The sequence below is a fragment of the Gilliamella sp. B3367 genome, from assembly GCF_026536825.1.
In the GTDB taxonomy this organism is placed as follows: Bacteria; Pseudomonadota; Gammaproteobacteria; order Enterobacterales; family Orbaceae; genus Gilliamella; species Gilliamella apicola_E.
Genome location: NZ_JAFNNJ010000006.1, coordinates 31,379 through 47,564, shown reverse-complemented (window position 1 = coordinate 47,564; position 16,186 = coordinate 31,379). Strand labels below are relative to the sequence as shown.

The window sequence follows — 16,186 nt, the reverse complement described above, 5'->3', positions numbered from 1 at the left end:
ATACCGAGTAATTTTTCAAATTACCGGCTAATGATGAGGATTAAGTTAAGAAATGCAAAGAATAACTCGCATAGCTTTTGAACAAAGTAATTTAAACAAGATGCAGTTACTGGAACAGTATGGTTCTTTACTTTCAATACTTAAACCACATCTAACCGCTAGAACATATTCAATTTTTGCTACACCAAAATTAATTGAAGGCAATCAATATATAGGTTGGTATACAAATCTTGAAGGGCAACCCACCTTACTTAATGACATAATTGACGAATCTCATAAATCTGAAATTAAACAAACTCTAGCTACTAGAATCAATGATATTGAAACAGCAGTAAAATTAATTTCTTTAACTAATGAACAAAAAACTCTAGTTTCTTCATGGTTACTGAGAATTAAAAACCTAAAGAATAATATTTATGTAATCAATAATGAGCCGGTTATTGTCGATACATTTGAACCTATCGAACTACCAATTGCTCCAGTAATAGTACCAAAACCTTTCTGGAAATGGTGGTATACTTTGATTTTAGCCTTACTTTTATTAGCAGCTTTAGGATTAGTATGGTACTTTTTTAATCCTTTTAAAGAATCTAAAAACGTCGAGCCTATAACTGTCAAGGAAGAAAAAAAAGTAGAGCCAACTGTTGAACAACCAAAAGAACCAGTTATTAAGCCTCAACCAGAGCCTGAAGTAAAGCAAGAACTTAACTTTCCTGAACCCCAACCTGTTGTTAAACCAAAACCGGTTTCAGATCCGATTACTAATCCTGAGTCTAAGCCTGAAGTAAAACAAGAGCCTAAAGCTCCTGAAACTCAACCTGTTGTTAAACCAAAACCGGTTCCAGATCCGATTACTAATCCTGAGCCTAAGCCTGAACCTAAACCTGAACCAAAGCCAAAAGTAAAAAATCCACCAAACTGTATTACTAAAGAAGAATTAGCCAAAAATAGTAATCCATCTAAAATGGCATTAATATTCGATAATTCATTATCGATGACTGTAACTTTAGCTGAATCACCAATGGAAGTCGGGCAATATTTCAATTATTTAAGTTATGGTTATCCGAGAGGTATGTCTCAGCAAGATAAAATAGATTATGACAAACGAATGACGCGTTTACCAACTCGTTTATCAACCAGTAAAAAAGTTGCATTAACAAGTATTGATAAAATACAGCAAAATATTAATATTTCATTGGTGGCCCTTAATGGTTGCCCAGTAGCCGATACTACGCCTTTTTATAATTATTCAAGTAGAGGTGCTTTGAAAAGTAAAATTAATAGATTAACACCAAGTGCTGCTGGTGGTGGAGGAACACCACTTTATAGCGGATTAGAAAAAGCCAGCCAAATGCTTGACGGTGTAAAACGTGATGATTATATTCTTATAATTAGTGATGGTGAGGATAATTGTACGCGTGCAAATATTTGTACTCTTGCTAATCATATAGCTACCCAAAAACCTCGTTTGAAGATAAATATAGTAGATATTGCAGGTGAACATAAAATAGACTGTATCGCAAATGCGACAGGTGGCAAAGTGTATATTGCACAAAGTCCTAAAGATATGATTAGGCAGATGAATAAAGCTGTTTCAGACTTAAAAATCAATAGGCCTGTTTGTCAGTAATTAAAGTTAATAGATGGTAATTTATCGCATAAAATTACTTTTTAATTTTTAATAAATTTGCAAAAAAAAACCAGACACAATGTCTGGTTTTTTATTAGATAATTAATTAGAAATCCAAATTAGCTGCTTTCAAGGCATTTTCTTCAATGAATAATCTACGAGGTTCAACCTCATCACCCATTAATGTAGTAAACAATTGATCTGCTTCAATGGCATCTTTAATGGTTACTTGTAACATTCTTCGGCTTGTTGGATCCATGGTTGTTTCCCATAATTGTTCTGGGTTCATTTCACCTAAACCTTTATAACGTTGGATAGTTAATCCACGACGAGATTCACGAATTAACCAATCAACTGCATCTTCAAATGAGCTAACTGGTTGTTTTCTCTCACCACGTTGTATAAATGCGCTTTCCTCAAGTAAATCTTTCAATTGTGATCCTAAATGGCAGATATTTCGATATTCATTACTATGAATAAACACTTGATCTAACGCATAATTAGTATCCACACCATGTGTTCTTACTTTAATAACAGGTATATACAATTCTGCTTTTTCGTTGTAATCCGCACTATAAAGGTAGGTACTACCGTGTTGTTCTTTATTAGATAGTTTTTCAACAATAGATTTTGCCCAATTTTCAGCTTTGTGTTGATCTTTCAAGATATTTTCATCTAATACTTCCTGATAAACTAATTCTGATAATAAGGCTTTAGGGTAGCGACGTTCCATTTTAGTAATTAATTTTTCGACTTTCTGATATTCGGCAATTAATTTTTCTAAAGCTTCGCCAGCTAAAGCTGGAGCATGGTCATTAACATGTAATGATGCATCTTCTAATGCCAAAGCGATTTGGAATTGAGTCATTGCATCGTCATCTTTAATATATTGCTCTTGTTTCCCTTTTTTGACCTTATATAGTGGTGGTTGAGCAATATAGACATAACCTCGTTCAATGATCTCAGGCATTTGACGGTAGAAGAATGTTAGCAATAATGTTCTAATATGCGATCCATCAACATCGGCATCGGTCATAATAATAATGCTATGGTAACGCATTTTATCTGGATTATATTCATCACGGCCAATGCCACAACCTAAAGCAGTAATTAACGTTGCTACTTCTTGTGAAGAAAGCATTTTGTCAAAACGAGCTTTTTCAACATTTAGAATTTTACCTTTTAACGGTAAAATTGCTTGGTTTCTACGATTTCGTCCTTGTTTTGCAGAGCCACCTGCAGAGTCCCCTTCCACTAGGTATAGTTCAGATAAAGCGGGATCTTTTTCTTGGCAATCAGCAAGTTTTCCAGGCAAACCACCTAAATCTAAAGCGCCTTTACGACGTGTCATTTCGCGAGCTTTTCTTGCTGCCTCACGAGCTCTCGCTGCATCGATAATTTTACCTACTACAATTTTTGCATCTGAAGGATTTTCAAGTAAATATTCAGCTAGTTTTTCGCCCATTACAGACTCAACTGCTGATTTAACTTCAGATGACACCAATTTATCTTTAGTTTGTGATGAGAATTTAGGATCAGGCACTTTTACTGATACAACAGCAATTAACCCTTCTCGAGCATCATCACCTGTAGCACTAATTTTTGCTTTTTTGCTATAGCCTTCGGTTTCCATGTAGTTATTTAATGTACGTGTCATAGCGCCACGGAAGCCAGCCAAGTGAGTACCACCATCACGTTGAGGAATGTTATTTGTAAAACAATAGATATTTTCTTGGTAACCGTCATTCCATTGTAGTGCAACTTCGACACCAATATTATCTTTCTCAGTACTAAAATAAAAAATCTTTGGATGAATTGGGTTTTTATTTTTATTTAGATATTCTACGAAAGCTTGAATACCACCTTCATAATGGTAATGTTCACTTTTACCTGTACGTTCATCGGTGAGTTTGATTGAAACACCTGAATTTAAGAATGATAGTTCGCGTAATCTTTTTGCCAGATGATCATACACAAATTCAATGTTAGAAAAAGTTTCTGGACTTGGCCAAAAACGAACATACGTACCTGATTCAGTTGTTTCACCAATGATTTTTAGCGGTTCTTCAGGAACGCCTAAATGATAAATTTGTTTATGTATTTTACCTTCACGATAAATCACTAATTCTAACTTATCTGATAAAGCATTGACGACTGAAACACCAACACCATGTAAACCACCAGACACTTTGTATGAATTATCATCAAATTTACCACCGGCATGCAAAACAGTCATAATAACTTCTGCTGCGGAAATACCTTCTTCTTCATGGATACCAGTAGGTATACCTCGACCATCATCTCGTACAGAAACGGAATTATCAGGATGGATTGTAACTTCAATATGGTGACAATAACCAGCTAATGCTTCATCAATGGCATTATCTACCACTTCAAAAACCATATGGTGAAGCCCTGTTCCATCATCAGTATCACCAATATACATACCTGGGCGTTTTCGGACAGCATCAAGTCCTTTAAGTACTTTAATGCTGGAAGAATCATAAGAGTTAGACATGGATTTCTCGACTTATTTGATTATTTATATCATTTTGTATATTTAAGAAATTATACCAGAATTTATGTGAAAAATCTTATCATTTTCATCGATCATATGGCTAATTTGCTCTTGATTAACCGCTGTAATGAAAACTTGAGATTGTGCTGATTTTAATCGTTTTGCTAATAAGTTACGTTTATTTTTATCAAGCTCTGAAGCAAAGTCATCAATTAAGTAAATACAGGATTGGCCCGTTGTTTCTGAGAAATATTCACCTTGAGACAAACGTAATGCACACATGAGTAATTTTAATTGTCCCCGAGATAATAAATCTTCAACAGGAATATTATCTATTCGTAATTTTAAATCTGCTTTATGAGGACCTAGCGAAGTATAATTAATGAACTTATCTCTTTCAAATTGTCTATATAATATATCTGAATAACTGATTCCATGCTCCCAGCCCTGATAATATTGGCAATTAAGTTGATATTCTGGTAGAAAATCATGACACGTTTGCATAATTTGAGGAAATATATTTTGGCTATAACTAGCCCTAATCTGGCTGATTTTTTCTGCAATCGGTGCTAACTCTTTATCCCAAGGTAATAATTGATTATAGTTTGATGACTGTTTTAATAATGCATTACGCTGTTTAAAAAGGCGTTTTAAGTTATTCCAAAGTGATACAAATTCAGGATAGTGATGAAAACACCCCCAGTCTATAAAAGCACGGCGATATTTTGGTCCTCCGGTAAGTAGATCAAATCCTTCAGGCGTAATAAGTTGAATTGGTAATAATTTAGCTAAATCCGTCAACCGAAACCCTTCGTCACCATCAATTTTTATCGTATTATCGTTATGGCGTGTTTTTGATAAACCTATTGTTCGAGTTTTTTGTGCAGATTCAATTTGACTAAATAATACTAACTCTGGTTTTTCATGTTGTATTATTCGATTGGATTGAATATGTCTAAAAGCTCGACCATGTCCGAGCATATAAATCGCCTCGAGGAGGCTGGTTTTTCCGCTACCATTATCACCAACTATATAATTAAAATGTTTGGATAATGATAATTCAGCATAATCAATATTTCGAAAGTGATAAATTTTGATTTGAGAAAGTGTCATGTCGGTAAAGTTTCCGGCCGAGGCCGGAAGTTTAAATGATCGTTAATTATAAGCGCATTGGCATAACAACATAAGTTGCAGATTGGTTGTTGATATCTTCAATTTGCACACTTGATGTTGCATCGGTTAATAATAATTGGACGCTATCGCATTTTAATGTGTTTAATATGTCCAATAAATACGTTACATTAAAACCAATTTCAAGCTCTTGAGATTCGTATTTTACATCAATAACTTCTTCTGCTTCTTCTTGTTCAGGATTGTTTGCAGTAATTTTAATCTGATTGCTATGTACATATAATCTTATGCCGCGAAATTTTTCATTTGAAAGAATCGCAACACGAGATAAAGCATTTCTTAGTTCTTCACATGATACTTCAAGTGGTTTATCAGGATTACGAGGCATTACACGTTTATAATCAGGAAATTTTCCATCAATTAGTTTTGAAGTAAAAGTAAAATCGCCAAGACTAATACGTAAATTATTGTTACCAATTTGCATATTAACTAGCTCATCATTATCACCAACTAGTTTTGCCAGTTCAATTACGCCTTTTCTTGGTAAAATGACTGAACAGGATTCAGAGATCTCATGACCAACAGGTTGAGCACACACAGCTAATCGATGACCATCAGTTGCAACGGTTTTTAATAGACCATCTTCAATTTCAAATAGCATACCATTTAAATAATATCTTACATCTTGGTTAGCCATTGAGAATTGAACTGCGTCTATAAGTCGTTTGATAGTCTTTTGAGGTATAGAAAGTTCAACATCACTTTGCCAATTTTCTAGATTAGGAAAATCTGATGCAGGTAGTGTAGATAAAGAAAATTTACTTCGACCTGACTGAATAATCAATCGATTATCGTCAACGCTTATCGATATTTGAGCATCACTAGGAAGATTTCGACAGATATCAAGAAACTTTCTAGCTGGAACAGTTGTAGCACCCGCTTCACTAGGCTCTGTTAGGGGAATATGAGAAATCATTTCAATTTCTAGATCTGTTCCCGTCATGGATAGCGTGTTTTCACTCACCTGCAATAATAAATTACCTAAAATGGGGAGGGTAGGTCGGCTACCTAATGGTGCACTAACAAGTTGCAATGGTTTGATAAGTTTTTCACGATCTATAATAAATTTCATAGTGTTAATTCTTTTTTAAGTTGATAATGTTCGAATTAAATTGGAATAATCCTCTTTAATGTCATTGCTTTCTTCTTTTAACTCTGCGATCTTCCGACATGCATGTAATACTGTTGTATGATCTCTTCCACCAAAACCATCACCTATTTCTGGAAGGCTTTTGTTGGTTAGCTCTTTCGCTAACGCCATTGCTACTTGTCTTGGTCTTGCGACAGAACGAGAACGGCGTTTAGATAATAAGTCAGAAACTTTAATTTTATAATATTCAGCAACTGTTTTTTGAATATTTTCAATAGTAATCAATTTTTCTTGTAAGGCAAGTAAATCTTTTAAAGCATCTTTGACAAAATCAATGGTGATAGATTTGCCTGTAAAATTAGCATTGGCTATAACTCGATTAAGTGCACCTTCTAATTCTCGTACGTTTGATCGTAGTCGTTTAGCAATGAAAAAAGCGACCTCTTCAGGTAATTTTATTTTGTTTTCGTCTGCTTTTTTCATCAAAATAGCCACTCGAGTTTCAAGTTCTGGTGGTTCTATAGCGATGGTTAATCCCCAACCAAACCTTGACTTCAAACGATCTTCTACACCATCAATTTCTTTAGGATAACGATCCGAGGTTAGGATAATTTGTTGGTTGCCTTCTAACAATGAATTAAATGTATGGAAAAACTCTTCTTGTGAACGCTCTTTATTTGCAAAAAATTGAATATCATCAATAAGGAGAGCGTCAACAGATCGATAATAGTTTTTAAACTCTTCAATAGCATTATTTTGTAAAGCTTTGACCATGTCTTGAACAAAGCGTTCTGAATGCATATAAACAACTTTAGCGTTAGCTTTACCTGCCATAATTTCATTACCAACAGCATGTAACAAGTGAGTTTTTCCTAAACCTGTTGAGCCATATAAAAAAAGAGGGTTGTAAGCTTTTCCTGGATTTTCAGCTACTTGTTTAGCTGCTGCAACAGCAAGTTGATTAGATTTACCTTCAACAAAGCTGTTGAAAGTATGCTTATGATTAATACCTGAATAGTAAGTGTGATTATTATTATTCTCTTTTGTTGTTTTCCAAGAAGGTACAACATCAGATTTATTAATTTTAGATTTTTTTTCTACAGATAAAGTTGAACCAACTTCCAAATATAATTTTAGTGAATCATTACCCAGTAAATTATTTAATAATTGCGAAATAGTCGTTAAATATTTATTCTTAACCCAATCTAATACAAATCTGTTTGGAGCATAAATATAAAGTTTATTCTCAACCATTTCCACTTGTAACGGTCGAATCCATAAGTTGAATTCTGTTGTAGGAAGCGCTTCTTGTAATTGAGAAAGACAATCTTGCCAAATCGAGGTAGACATGGCTACTCCTTTAATTGGGATACTAACAATACTGGAATGATTATAATCTTTTTTGTGGATAATTTGTAGGGTTCAAGCAATATATAATTTAATTATTAACATATAAATGAAAAAACCCAGCCGAAGCTGGGTTCAAAGGTGTAATTAATAACAAAAACTATTTTGTTTGATCAATTACTTGGACCTCTTGCACGTTACGTGCTTTGACTTCAATTTCAACACGACGATCTGGTGCTAAACATGCTTTCAAGTCAGCGCCACGAAGTGCATTACATTTATTACCAGTAACTGGTTGTGCTTTACCCATACCGCGTGAAGTGATGATTTCAGCTGGAACACCTTTTTGAACTAAATAGTTCAATACAGTGTGTGCACGACGTTCTGATAGTTTTTGGTTATAGCTATCTGAACCGATACGGTCAGTGTGACCAATTACTACGATAGCACTTTGAGTTGGGTTAATTTTAACAAGAGTAGTTAATAAATTATCAAGTGCTTGACGACCTTCTGCTTTTAAATCAGATTTTGCATAAGCAAATAACACATCTTCATTTAAAACATAACGATTTACTTCAGTTTTGATTTCAACTGGAGCTGCAACAGATGGAGAACCTAAACGGTAAGTAATACCTAAGCTTACAGTTCCTGCATCTGGAGATGCGTGAGTTTTAGTATGAATATGTTGAACATATTGGTATTCTAAACGAGTAGAGAAATCTTCGTTAAGACGATAATCAAGACCTAAAGCATAAACTGGTGATAAATCAGTTTTTGTTCCACCACTGCCGTAGGCTTCTTTGATATCACCACTATTTTTCCATTTAGCAATAGTTACCATTCCACCAGCACGACCATAAATATCTAAATCGTCAGAAATGAATGATAGTGGGTAACTTAATTTACCCGTTAAAGAAACGCCTTGTGCTGAAACTTTACTATTACCAGCGTTAGAATGATCACCAAGATAAGTTCTTTTATATTTTGCAGAACCTAACCAATCATAACCTAATTCAAAAGCTAAGTAAGGATTAGCTTGGAAACCAAGGAAAGCACCGCCAGCAACATTACTTCTATTAGAAGTTTTAATACCAGCTTCATCTTTATCATAACCACGAACTTTATTTGCGTCTAAATTATAAAGTTCTGACCAACCTAATTTAGCACCTACATAAAAAGTATTGTCTTCATATGCAGCATTAGCGGCAGTAGCGGTTAAACTTGCAACAGCCATTGCTAGAGCTAGAGTTGTTTTTTTCATTTTTTTGCCTCAACTTATTTGTTGTAATAGACGTTGTTTAATTTGCTTTTATTGTTTAATTTTACTTAATTTTTACGGTGTTTTATACTTAATGACCAATTATGTTACACATAATCTATTACGTATTATAGCACAATTATTATTCGGATCTAGAATAATTGATAATATATTGTAAAAAAATTAAACAATCTTATTTATAATAATATATAAATCGTTAATTGAGTTTGATAATGTGTTAGCCATAATATAGAAATCAGCTTCTAAACGTTTATCAAATTCATCAGATCCAATATCTTCATTTTCATCTAAAATAACAGAATCAAATTTAATTCTTTTCAATGTTAAGTCAGGATTAATAATAAAATTGATTCCACGTTCATCGATGATTTTAAGTTTGGTGACCCATTTACCAGAATCTAAATGAACTAACATTTCATCACTTGTAATATCTTGATTTTTACAACTGATAATCCCATTACCCTCAAGTGGATCTTTTATTTCTGCTTCATCACCCAATATAAAAGGAGGAAAACTAAGTTTTTCTCTAACCCAAGTTGTCATAATCTTTTCAAGCGGTTTTTCGATGGAAAGAGGCGTTAATGCTAATGCTCCAAGTTCTTTCCGTAAAATCGCTAGAATATCTTCAGCAAGTTTAAAACTACTGCAATCGATAATAATCCTTTTATTTTCAATGTCGATCCATAACCAATAATAGTTATATTTGCTAAATGCTCTAGGCATTAAATCGATCATCACTTCATCTTTTAATGTCGCTTTTTCATTTTTACTAAGTTTACGGCTTAATGCCTTCTCTTGCTTGTCAATCTTCTCATTTAAGGCTTGTTTGATGACGGGTGCAGGTAAAATTTTAGTTTCTTTCTTTATTTTTAATAATAAATGCCCTTGCATATCAATAATAAAATCATCCAAATTGTTATCATCGTAAGGGGATACCCAACCCATTTTGGTGGTATCTAAATTACCACAAGGAGAAAATAAAGCAGATTTGAGTGCATTTTCAATAGTCTGTTTATCCAGTAAATTATCATTATTAAGTTGATAGATAATTGCGTTTTTAAACCAAAGCATAGTGTAATTTTTCCAAAAATTAATTCATGAAAATTATTTAATTAAAATAAGATTTTCACAGAAAATAAAGTATTATTAATAAGATTTAATAAAAGTATTAAAATTTATAAGATAAGCCCATATAAATGGATGTTATCGTACTATCATCAACTATAGGGCTGTCAGCTGCATCACCAGTCAGTTTATCAATATGAATTCCGCCAAAAGTAGCGATATTATCTGTTAAAGAATATTGCGCACCGATTTCAAAGTAAGGTGTAAAAGAACTATCTGCATTGAAATAGCGTAATCCTGAACGTGAAGATTCTTTATGAGATACACCATAATAATAGTCATTATGTTTACCATCAGCCCAGTTTATACCAATAGTAGGTGCAATAATTAAATTACCTTGTATATAAGGAACAGTATAGTCGGCATTAACTAAGATTCCATTACTATTATTGAGCATATCAGCGCCAATACTACTTGAAAAAATACCCCAATTAGTGGTGATATCATAATCAATTTCAGCTAACACAGTGGAATGACGACTATTAAGTTGTCTTAACTTATGATTGTCAGAATCATGAGGTTTAAATTCATTAGCAAGATAACGAACGCCAAATGATAAACTTTGATTATCGTTGTTAAAAGCGTAAATACCAGCTGATAGATCATCAATAAAAAAATAGCCATTATCATAATCAATATGAGGAACCGGATAGTAACTTGAACTATAATTTTTATATGGTGAGTTAGACCAACCCAAACCGACGCCTAATGAAGTAGGATCTGCTGACGCAATATGAGTATACCCTAAAGGAAACATTGATAATAGTGAGATTATGCAGCTTAATTTTTTCATTTTGATAACCACTCATACTGATATGATTTAAGACAATTATTGTAGTTATTTTGTCACTCAAGGCTTGTTGTCACAAAATCTATACATTAAATGTACATTGTTACAATCCATTTTCTCTGATAATAATGCCACATTTTGTCATATTTGAATATGGATTAGTGAGATAAATTATGAGTAAACCAACTTTAGAAATGATTAATAGTCGTCCCGACGATGCAACGTTATTAGCGGATGAAGCAAAATACTGTTCATTTGGTGATACCGTGCATTATGTTGAACCACCAAAGATTTTTGATGGTTGTGAAGGTAGTTACATGTATGATAAAGAAGGTAAAGCCTTCCTTGATTTACAAATGTGGTACTCTGCTTGTAACTTTGGTTATGCTAATGAGCGTTTAAATAACATACTTAAAAAGCAAATCGATACTTTACCGCAATGTGCTAGCCAGTATTTACATCCAACTAAAATCGAATTAGCAAAAACAATTGCTCAAGGTATGGAACTGCGATTCGGTTACCAAGGACGAGTTCATTTTAATGTTGGTGGTTCACAATGTATTGAAGATTCATTAAAAGTCGTTCGTAATGCTACTGGTGGTAAATCCCTGATGTTTGCATTTCAAGGTGGTTACCATGGTCGTACTTTGGGTGCATCTTCAATTACTTCGAGCTACCGTTACCGTCGTCGTTATGGTCATTTTGGTGATCGTGCAATGTTTGTACCATTCCCATATCCGTTCCGTCGTCCAAAAGGAATGACAGCAGAAGAATATGGTGAACACTTAGTTGCTGAGTTTGCACGTTTATTTGAAACTGAATATCACGGTGTATGGGATCCAAAAGTCGGACAAGCAGAATATGCTGCATTTTATGCCGAACCATTACAAGCAACGGGTGGTTATATTGTTCCTCCTCGTAATTACTTTAAAGGTCTGAAAAAAGTTTTAGATCAATATGGTATTTTATTAGTTGTTGATGAAATTCAAATGGGCTTTTATCGTACTGGTAAATTATGGTCAATTGAACATTTTGATGTTAAACCTGATGTGGTGGTATTTGCGAAAGCATTAACTAATGGTTTAAATCCATTAGGTGGTTTATGGGCTCGTGAAGAGTTAATCAATCCAGAAGTATTCCCAGTTGGCTCAACCCACTCTACGTTTGCTTCAAATCCTTTAGGTACCGCAGTTGGCCTAGAAGTATTAAAAATGACTTCTGAAACAGATTACGAAAAAATGGTAATGGATAGCGGTGCATATTTCCTTGAAGGATTAAAAACACTTGAGAAGAAACATAAAGAAATAGGCGAAGTTGATGGCCTAGGTCTTGCACTTCGTGCTGAAATTTGTACCGAAGATGGATTTACAGCTAACAAAGCATTAGTTGATAAAATGGTAGATATTGGTATGTCAGGTGATCTTGATTGGAAAGGTAACAAAATGGGCTTAGTGCTTGATATTGGTGGTTATTACAAAAATGTTATCACTTTTGCTCCTTCATTACATATTACTCGTCAAGAGATTGATCAAGGTATTGAACTACTCGATCAATTAATTACTCGAGCTAAAAAAGAACTTTAAGTCTTAAATCAAAATAATCCCGCTAATATCAATTAGCGGGAATTTCAGATCATTTATAGAAAGTTATGCGATATATCAATCAATTAGAACCTAATGAATTAATCAACAATTTTCTTTCTCATCCTCCGCGAGAGTTTACTAGCTGGATGAGTGAAGACGGTATACCTGCTTTTTCCGCTAAGTTTGATTTGCTCATAACTGCTGATGATGATTTTAAACATAAAGTTCATAAATTGCCTTTTTATAAAAAATGGCGGCATTGGTTACAACCAAAAACATGCTTTGTGGGTACAACCGTTTCAGAATATAGTTTATTGACTAATAAAATCGATGCGCATCAATTAGCTGACAATGTTAAGGCAGCTTATACAAAAAAATATCCATTTGTTATTGTCAAAGATTTGCCATCCGATTCACCTCTGCTTAGTAAGCAGGATAATCAATATTCTAAACAGATTATTGGTTCCTTAAAAGAACGGGGGTTTATTGAAGTTGAAGGACAAGCTTTAGCTTGGGTTCCAATTGATTTTGAGTCGATCGATGATTTTTTTGCAAAACTATCATACAGTCGTCGTAAAAATTTAAGAAGAAAGCTAAAGTCCCGTGAAAAATTGGAGATTAACATCTTACAAACTGGTGATGATTGTTTTTTTAATGAGGCGACTCTTGATCTATATTATCAACTTTATCTGAATGTATATGAGCAGAGTGAAGTACATTTTGATTTATTAACTAAGCCATTTTTCACCCAATTACTGCAAAGCAAATCCTCAAATGGACGTATTTTTACTTATCATCATAATGGACAATTAATTGGTTATAACATCTGTTTTGTAGTGAACAATGTTTTAATCGATAAATATATAGGAATGGTTTATCCTCAAGCAAGAGAATTAAACCTCTATTTTGTTAGCTGGTTTGTTAATCTTGAATATGCATTACAACAAAAACTTAGTAATTATGTTGCAGGTTGGACTGATCCAGAAGTTAAAGCTTCTTTAGGTGCTAGTTTTACCTTAACTAAACACTTAGTTTATATACGAAATCCTTTATTAAGGGCAGTTTTGCGTAGATTAATTAGCCATTTCGAAACTGATAAGGAGAAAGTAGCATGACATCGCTAGTTATCCTTAACTTTGATCACAGTGTAGGTGAAATTGATAATGCTAAAACGATTGATTTTACTCAGTGGCAAGATGTCATTCGCTTTGGTTGTAGTACAAAAAAATTCCAAAACTTTAAAAAGGTATTACAACAATCATTACCAGAAAGCTATGGTACGGTATTAATGGGTAGCGGTGATTACCACCATATTTCGTTATTACTTATTGAGCAGCTAGCTAAGCAATATACAGAAGAAAATCCCATTGAAGTAGTTATTTTCGACAACCATCCAGATAACATGCGTTATCTGTTTGGCATTCACTGTGGATCATGGGTTAGCTATGTGGCTAGTTTACCTTTTGTTAGCCATGTACATGTATTAGGAATTACATCACATGATATTGGCTTATGGCATTTTTGGGAAAATAGATGGTCACCATTGTTTCATAAAAAACTGACTTATTGGAGCATGGATGTTAATGTCTCTTGGGCTAAGAAAATTGGTTTAAGTCATGCTTTTCGCTATTTTGATTCGCCAGATGATCTTATTACTCAGTTTCTATCCGAACAATACCGTAATACTAAACCGATATATTTATCGATAGATAAAGATGCCTTAAGTGAAGAAGTTATTCATACCAATTGGGATCAAGGAAAATTACAAACCTATCATTTATTAGATACTATTACATCTATTAAGCCTCGGATTATCGGTAGTGATATCACGGGCGAATTATCGATATGGCAGCCTAAAAATTGGTTTAAGAGATTACTAAGTTCACTGGACAAACAGCCCGAAATATCATTAGAAAAGTTAAATGATTGGCAACAAGAACAACATCAACTTAATTTAACATTATTAAAAGCTTTAAAAAACTAGCATTCAAGAACTGATATAGTTTGCCAGGTTTTTAGTCCTTATCTTGAAGTTATTTAGAACGATGATGAGTATCTTTCTTCGCAAGTTTACTTTCTGCTAGTGCTAAAAACAAAATCCCTGAAACAATCAATATAGTTCCAATTAACTTAAATAAAGTGATAGGTTCATTAAATAGCCAAACTGAAGCAATCATTACGGTAACAACTTCAAAATGTGAAGCTGCAAAAGCAGGTCCTACAGGCGCTTTTTTTAATAAAGTCATCCAAGTAAAGAAAGTAAAAATGTAGCCAGCTATTGATACATAGATCCAATGACCGGAAAATACCCTAACTATCCATTCAACGCTCATCGAAAGTGGCAGGGCATGTTCGGCAGCCAATTTAAAGCTACATTGTGCAATCGTATCAAACATTAATAATACGGTAAAACCAATTAAATAGAACTTAGCCATATTAAGATAACCCCACAAAGATCACACCAGCAGTAATTAAAGACATACCAATAACACGATATACCGTCAGTAATTCTTTAAATAGAATCCGACCTACTAACATGATAGTAATGATATTAAATGAGGCGAGCAATACACCTTGGGAAAGTGGAACTAAAGTTAAAAAAGCTAACCACAGTAAAAATTCGGCAATGTAAGATGATATTCCTATCCAAATCCAATGATTTTTGGCGAGATCTAACCAATAGTACCATCCATCTCTATTGGTAGGTGATATTGCAGCATATTTAAAAGCAACTTGTCCTAAGGTATCAAAACAAATATTACTAACCCAAAGAAAAATAACTAAGGATGACATTATGCTTAAGTTCCTTCTGCCAGATTATTAAAAAATGAAGCGCACTCTTTAATTACTTCACGGCGTTGGCTATCAATAGTAATTAAATGATAACTATCATTTAATACAACTAATCGTTTTGGACCAGAAACATGCTTCTCAACTAATTTTGCATTAGTTTCAATATTGGCAATATCGTCATTACCTGAATGCATAATTAAACAAGGTGACGTAACTTTTGGTAATTCTTGGCGAACATGTTTTGCCAATAATTGCATTTCTGCTAATGCAGGAAATGGATTTCCAGCAAGCCCAGCGGATGCAGCATCGCCACTTAACATGCTTTCTGATACCACCGCTCGGATACGCTCATCTTTAAGACCATAAGGCGGTTTTTCAATAAAAGAGACTTTTTGAAAAATACCAAGTTTTTTAAAATAGACCAATAAAAAGAAAAACTTTTTAGCCCAAAATGGCATACTCCAACCATCATAATAAAATGTAGGTGCTAGAACACCAACACCTTTAACTTGATTTGGACGATCTGCAGCAAGTTTCAACGCCAAAAGGGCGCCCATTGATAAACCTGCGACAAAAAGGTTGTCTACATGTTTAGCTAAATAATCAGCGCCATCTTGAACGCTTTTATACCAATCTTGCCAAGTTGTTTTACATAGATCTGCTTCAGTACCACAGTGACCTGCCAATTGTATTGCATAAACAGTAAATCCTGCTTTATGTAAACCATTGGCTAAAATACGCATTTCATTTGGTGTGCCAGTTAAACCATGAATTAATAGCACGCCATTTTTATTTCCTGGTAAAAAATAAGATAAATCTTCAATTGTACTCATTATTGTT

14 protein-coding genes are annotated in these 16,186 nt (G+C 33.8%); 4 read left to right on the top strand and 10 right to left on the bottom strand.

Going from position 1 to position 16,186, the window contains the following annotated elements; all coding sequences use genetic code 11:
* The first annotated feature begins 52 nt into the window (after nt 1–52).
* Entirely contained in the window at nt 53–1,630 is a 1,578-nt protein-coding gene (locus J3U23_RS09310; RefSeq protein WP_267339097.1) for a VWA domain-containing protein, read from the top strand.
* 106 nt (nt 1,631–1,736) lie between these two features.
* On the opposite strand, the gene gyrB is transcribed toward J3U23_RS09310, so the two are convergent.
* The 7 genes from gyrB to J3U23_RS09275 form a co-directional block, all read right to left on the bottom strand.
* Nucleotides 1,737–4,148, bottom strand: a complete 2,412-nt coding sequence (gene gyrB / locus J3U23_RS09305) for a DNA topoisomerase (ATP-hydrolyzing) subunit B (RefSeq protein ID WP_220225268.1) — start codon at nt 4,146–4,148, stop codon at nt 1,737–1,739.
* 42 nt (nt 4,149–4,190) lie between these two features.
* On the bottom strand, nt 4,191–5,261 hold the full coding sequence (recF, locus tag J3U23_RS09300; RefSeq protein ID WP_065562887.1) for a DNA replication/repair protein RecF: 1,071 nt from the start codon (nt 5,259–5,261) through the stop codon (nt 4,191–4,193).
* Nucleotides 5,262–5,307: 46 nt separating this feature from the next.
* Complete coding sequence (gene dnaN / locus J3U23_RS09295) at nt 5,308–6,411, bottom strand: DNA polymerase III subunit beta (protein WP_065734935.1); 1,104 nt, start codon at nt 6,409–6,411, stop codon at nt 5,308–5,310.
* A gap of 15 nt (nt 6,412–6,426) precedes the next feature.
* The gene (dnaA, locus tag J3U23_RS09290; RefSeq protein WP_065562885.1) at nt 6,427–7,779 is read right to left on the bottom strand and encodes a chromosomal replication initiator protein DnaA; all 1,353 of its coding nucleotides are present in this window, start codon (nt 7,777–7,779) and stop codon (nt 6,427–6,429) included.
* A 157-nt stretch (nt 7,780–7,936) separates the two neighbouring features.
* Nucleotides 7,937–9,037: a porin OmpA gene (ompA, locus tag J3U23_RS09285; protein WP_267339095.1), complete on the bottom strand. Its 1,101-nt coding sequence runs from the start codon at nt 9,035–9,037 to the stop codon at nt 7,937–7,939.
* A gap of 180 nt (nt 9,038–9,217) precedes the next feature.
* Nucleotides 9,218–10,126 (bottom strand): recombination-associated protein RdgC, encoded by a 909-nt coding sequence (locus J3U23_RS09280; RefSeq protein ID WP_267339094.1) that lies wholly within the window; start codon nt 10,124–10,126, stop codon nt 9,218–9,220.
* A gap of 97 nt (nt 10,127–10,223) precedes the next feature.
* Nucleotides 10,224–10,973: a MipA/OmpV family protein gene (locus J3U23_RS09275; RefSeq protein WP_267339093.1), complete on the bottom strand. Its 750-nt coding sequence runs from the start codon at nt 10,971–10,973 to the stop codon at nt 10,224–10,226.
* A 170-nt stretch (nt 10,974–11,143) separates the two neighbouring features.
* On the opposite strand from J3U23_RS09275, the gene J3U23_RS09270 reads away from it, so the two are divergent.
* From J3U23_RS09270 to J3U23_RS09260, 3 genes are all read left to right on the top strand, one after another.
* Nucleotides 11,144–12,553: an aspartate aminotransferase family protein gene (locus J3U23_RS09270; protein ID WP_267339092.1), complete on the top strand. Its 1,410-nt coding sequence runs from the start codon at nt 11,144–11,146 to the stop codon at nt 12,551–12,553.
* Between the two features lie 65 nt (nt 12,554–12,618).
* Entirely contained in the window at nt 12,619–13,668 is a 1,050-nt protein-coding gene (locus J3U23_RS09265; RefSeq protein ID WP_267337365.1) for a GNAT family N-acetyltransferase, read from the top strand.
* Complete coding sequence (locus tag J3U23_RS09260) at nt 13,665–14,537, top strand: arginase family protein (protein ID WP_267339091.1); 873 nt, start codon at nt 13,665–13,667, stop codon at nt 14,535–14,537. Before J3U23_RS09265 ends, J3U23_RS09260 begins: the two co-directional genes overlap by 4 nt.
* Before the next feature lie 49 nt (nt 14,538–14,586).
* Here J3U23_RS09260 and J3U23_RS09255 read toward each other — a convergent pair whose 3' ends face one another.
* The 3 genes from J3U23_RS09255 to J3U23_RS09245 are packed head-to-tail and all read right to left on the bottom strand — an operon-like array spanning nt 14,587 to nt 16,179.
* Complete coding sequence (locus J3U23_RS09255) at nt 14,587–14,988, bottom strand: DMT family transporter (RefSeq protein WP_267339090.1); 402 nt, start codon at nt 14,986–14,988, stop codon at nt 14,587–14,589.
* Between the two features lies 1 nt (nt 14,989).
* Nucleotides 14,990–15,346, bottom strand: a complete 357-nt coding sequence (locus tag J3U23_RS09250; RefSeq protein ID WP_065562879.1) for an EamA family transporter — start codon at nt 15,344–15,346, stop codon at nt 14,990–14,992.
* 5 nt (nt 15,347–15,351) lie between these two features.
* On the bottom strand, nt 15,352–16,179 hold the full coding sequence (locus J3U23_RS09245) for an alpha/beta hydrolase (protein WP_065562878.1): 828 nt from the start codon (nt 16,177–16,179) through the stop codon (nt 15,352–15,354).
* Between the last annotated feature and the right edge of the window lie 7 nt (nt 16,180–16,186).

Coding starts and splice junctions, on each gene's coding strand:
- J3U23_RS09310 (WP_267339097.1), top strand. CDS start 53: ATGCAAAGAATAACTCGCATAGCTTTTGAACAAAGTAATTTAAACAAG.
- gyrB (WP_220225268.1), bottom strand. CDS start 4,148: ATGTCTAACTCTTATGATTCTTCCAGCATTAAAGTACTTAAAGGACTT.
- recF (WP_065562887.1), bottom strand. CDS start 5,261: ATGACACTTTCTCAAATCAAAATTTATCACTTTCGAAATATTGATTAT.
- dnaN (WP_065734935.1), bottom strand. CDS start 6,411: ATGAAATTTATTATAGATCGTGAAAAACTTATCAAACCATTGCAACTT.
- dnaA (WP_065562885.1), bottom strand. CDS start 7,779: ATGTCTACCTCGATTTGGCAAGATTGTCTTTCTCAATTACAAGAAGCG.
- ompA (WP_267339095.1), bottom strand. CDS start 9,037: ATGAAAAAAACAACTCTAGCTCTAGCAATGGCTGTTGCAAGTTTAACC.
- J3U23_RS09280 (WP_267339094.1), bottom strand. CDS start 10,126: ATGCTTTGGTTTAAAAACGCAATTATCTATCAACTTAATAATGATAAT.
- J3U23_RS09275 (WP_267339093.1), bottom strand. CDS start 10,973: ATGAAAAAATTAAGCTGCATAATCTCACTATTATCAATGTTTCCTTTA.
- J3U23_RS09270 (WP_267339092.1), top strand. CDS start 11,144: ATGAGTAAACCAACTTTAGAAATGATTAATAGTCGTCCCGACGATGCA.
- J3U23_RS09265 (WP_267337365.1), top strand. CDS start 12,619: ATGCGATATATCAATCAATTAGAACCTAATGAATTAATCAACAATTTT.
- J3U23_RS09260 (WP_267339091.1), top strand. CDS start 13,665: ATGACATCGCTAGTTATCCTTAACTTTGATCACAGTGTAGGTGAAATT.
- J3U23_RS09255 (WP_267339090.1), bottom strand. CDS start 14,988: ATGGCTAAGTTCTATTTAATTGGTTTTACCGTATTATTAATGTTTGAT.
- J3U23_RS09250 (WP_065562879.1), bottom strand. CDS start 15,346: ATGTCATCCTTAGTTATTTTTCTTTGGGTTAGTAATATTTGTTTTGAT.
- J3U23_RS09245 (WP_065562878.1), bottom strand. CDS start 16,179: ATGAGTACAATTGAAGATTTATCTTATTTTTTACCAGGAAATAAAAAT.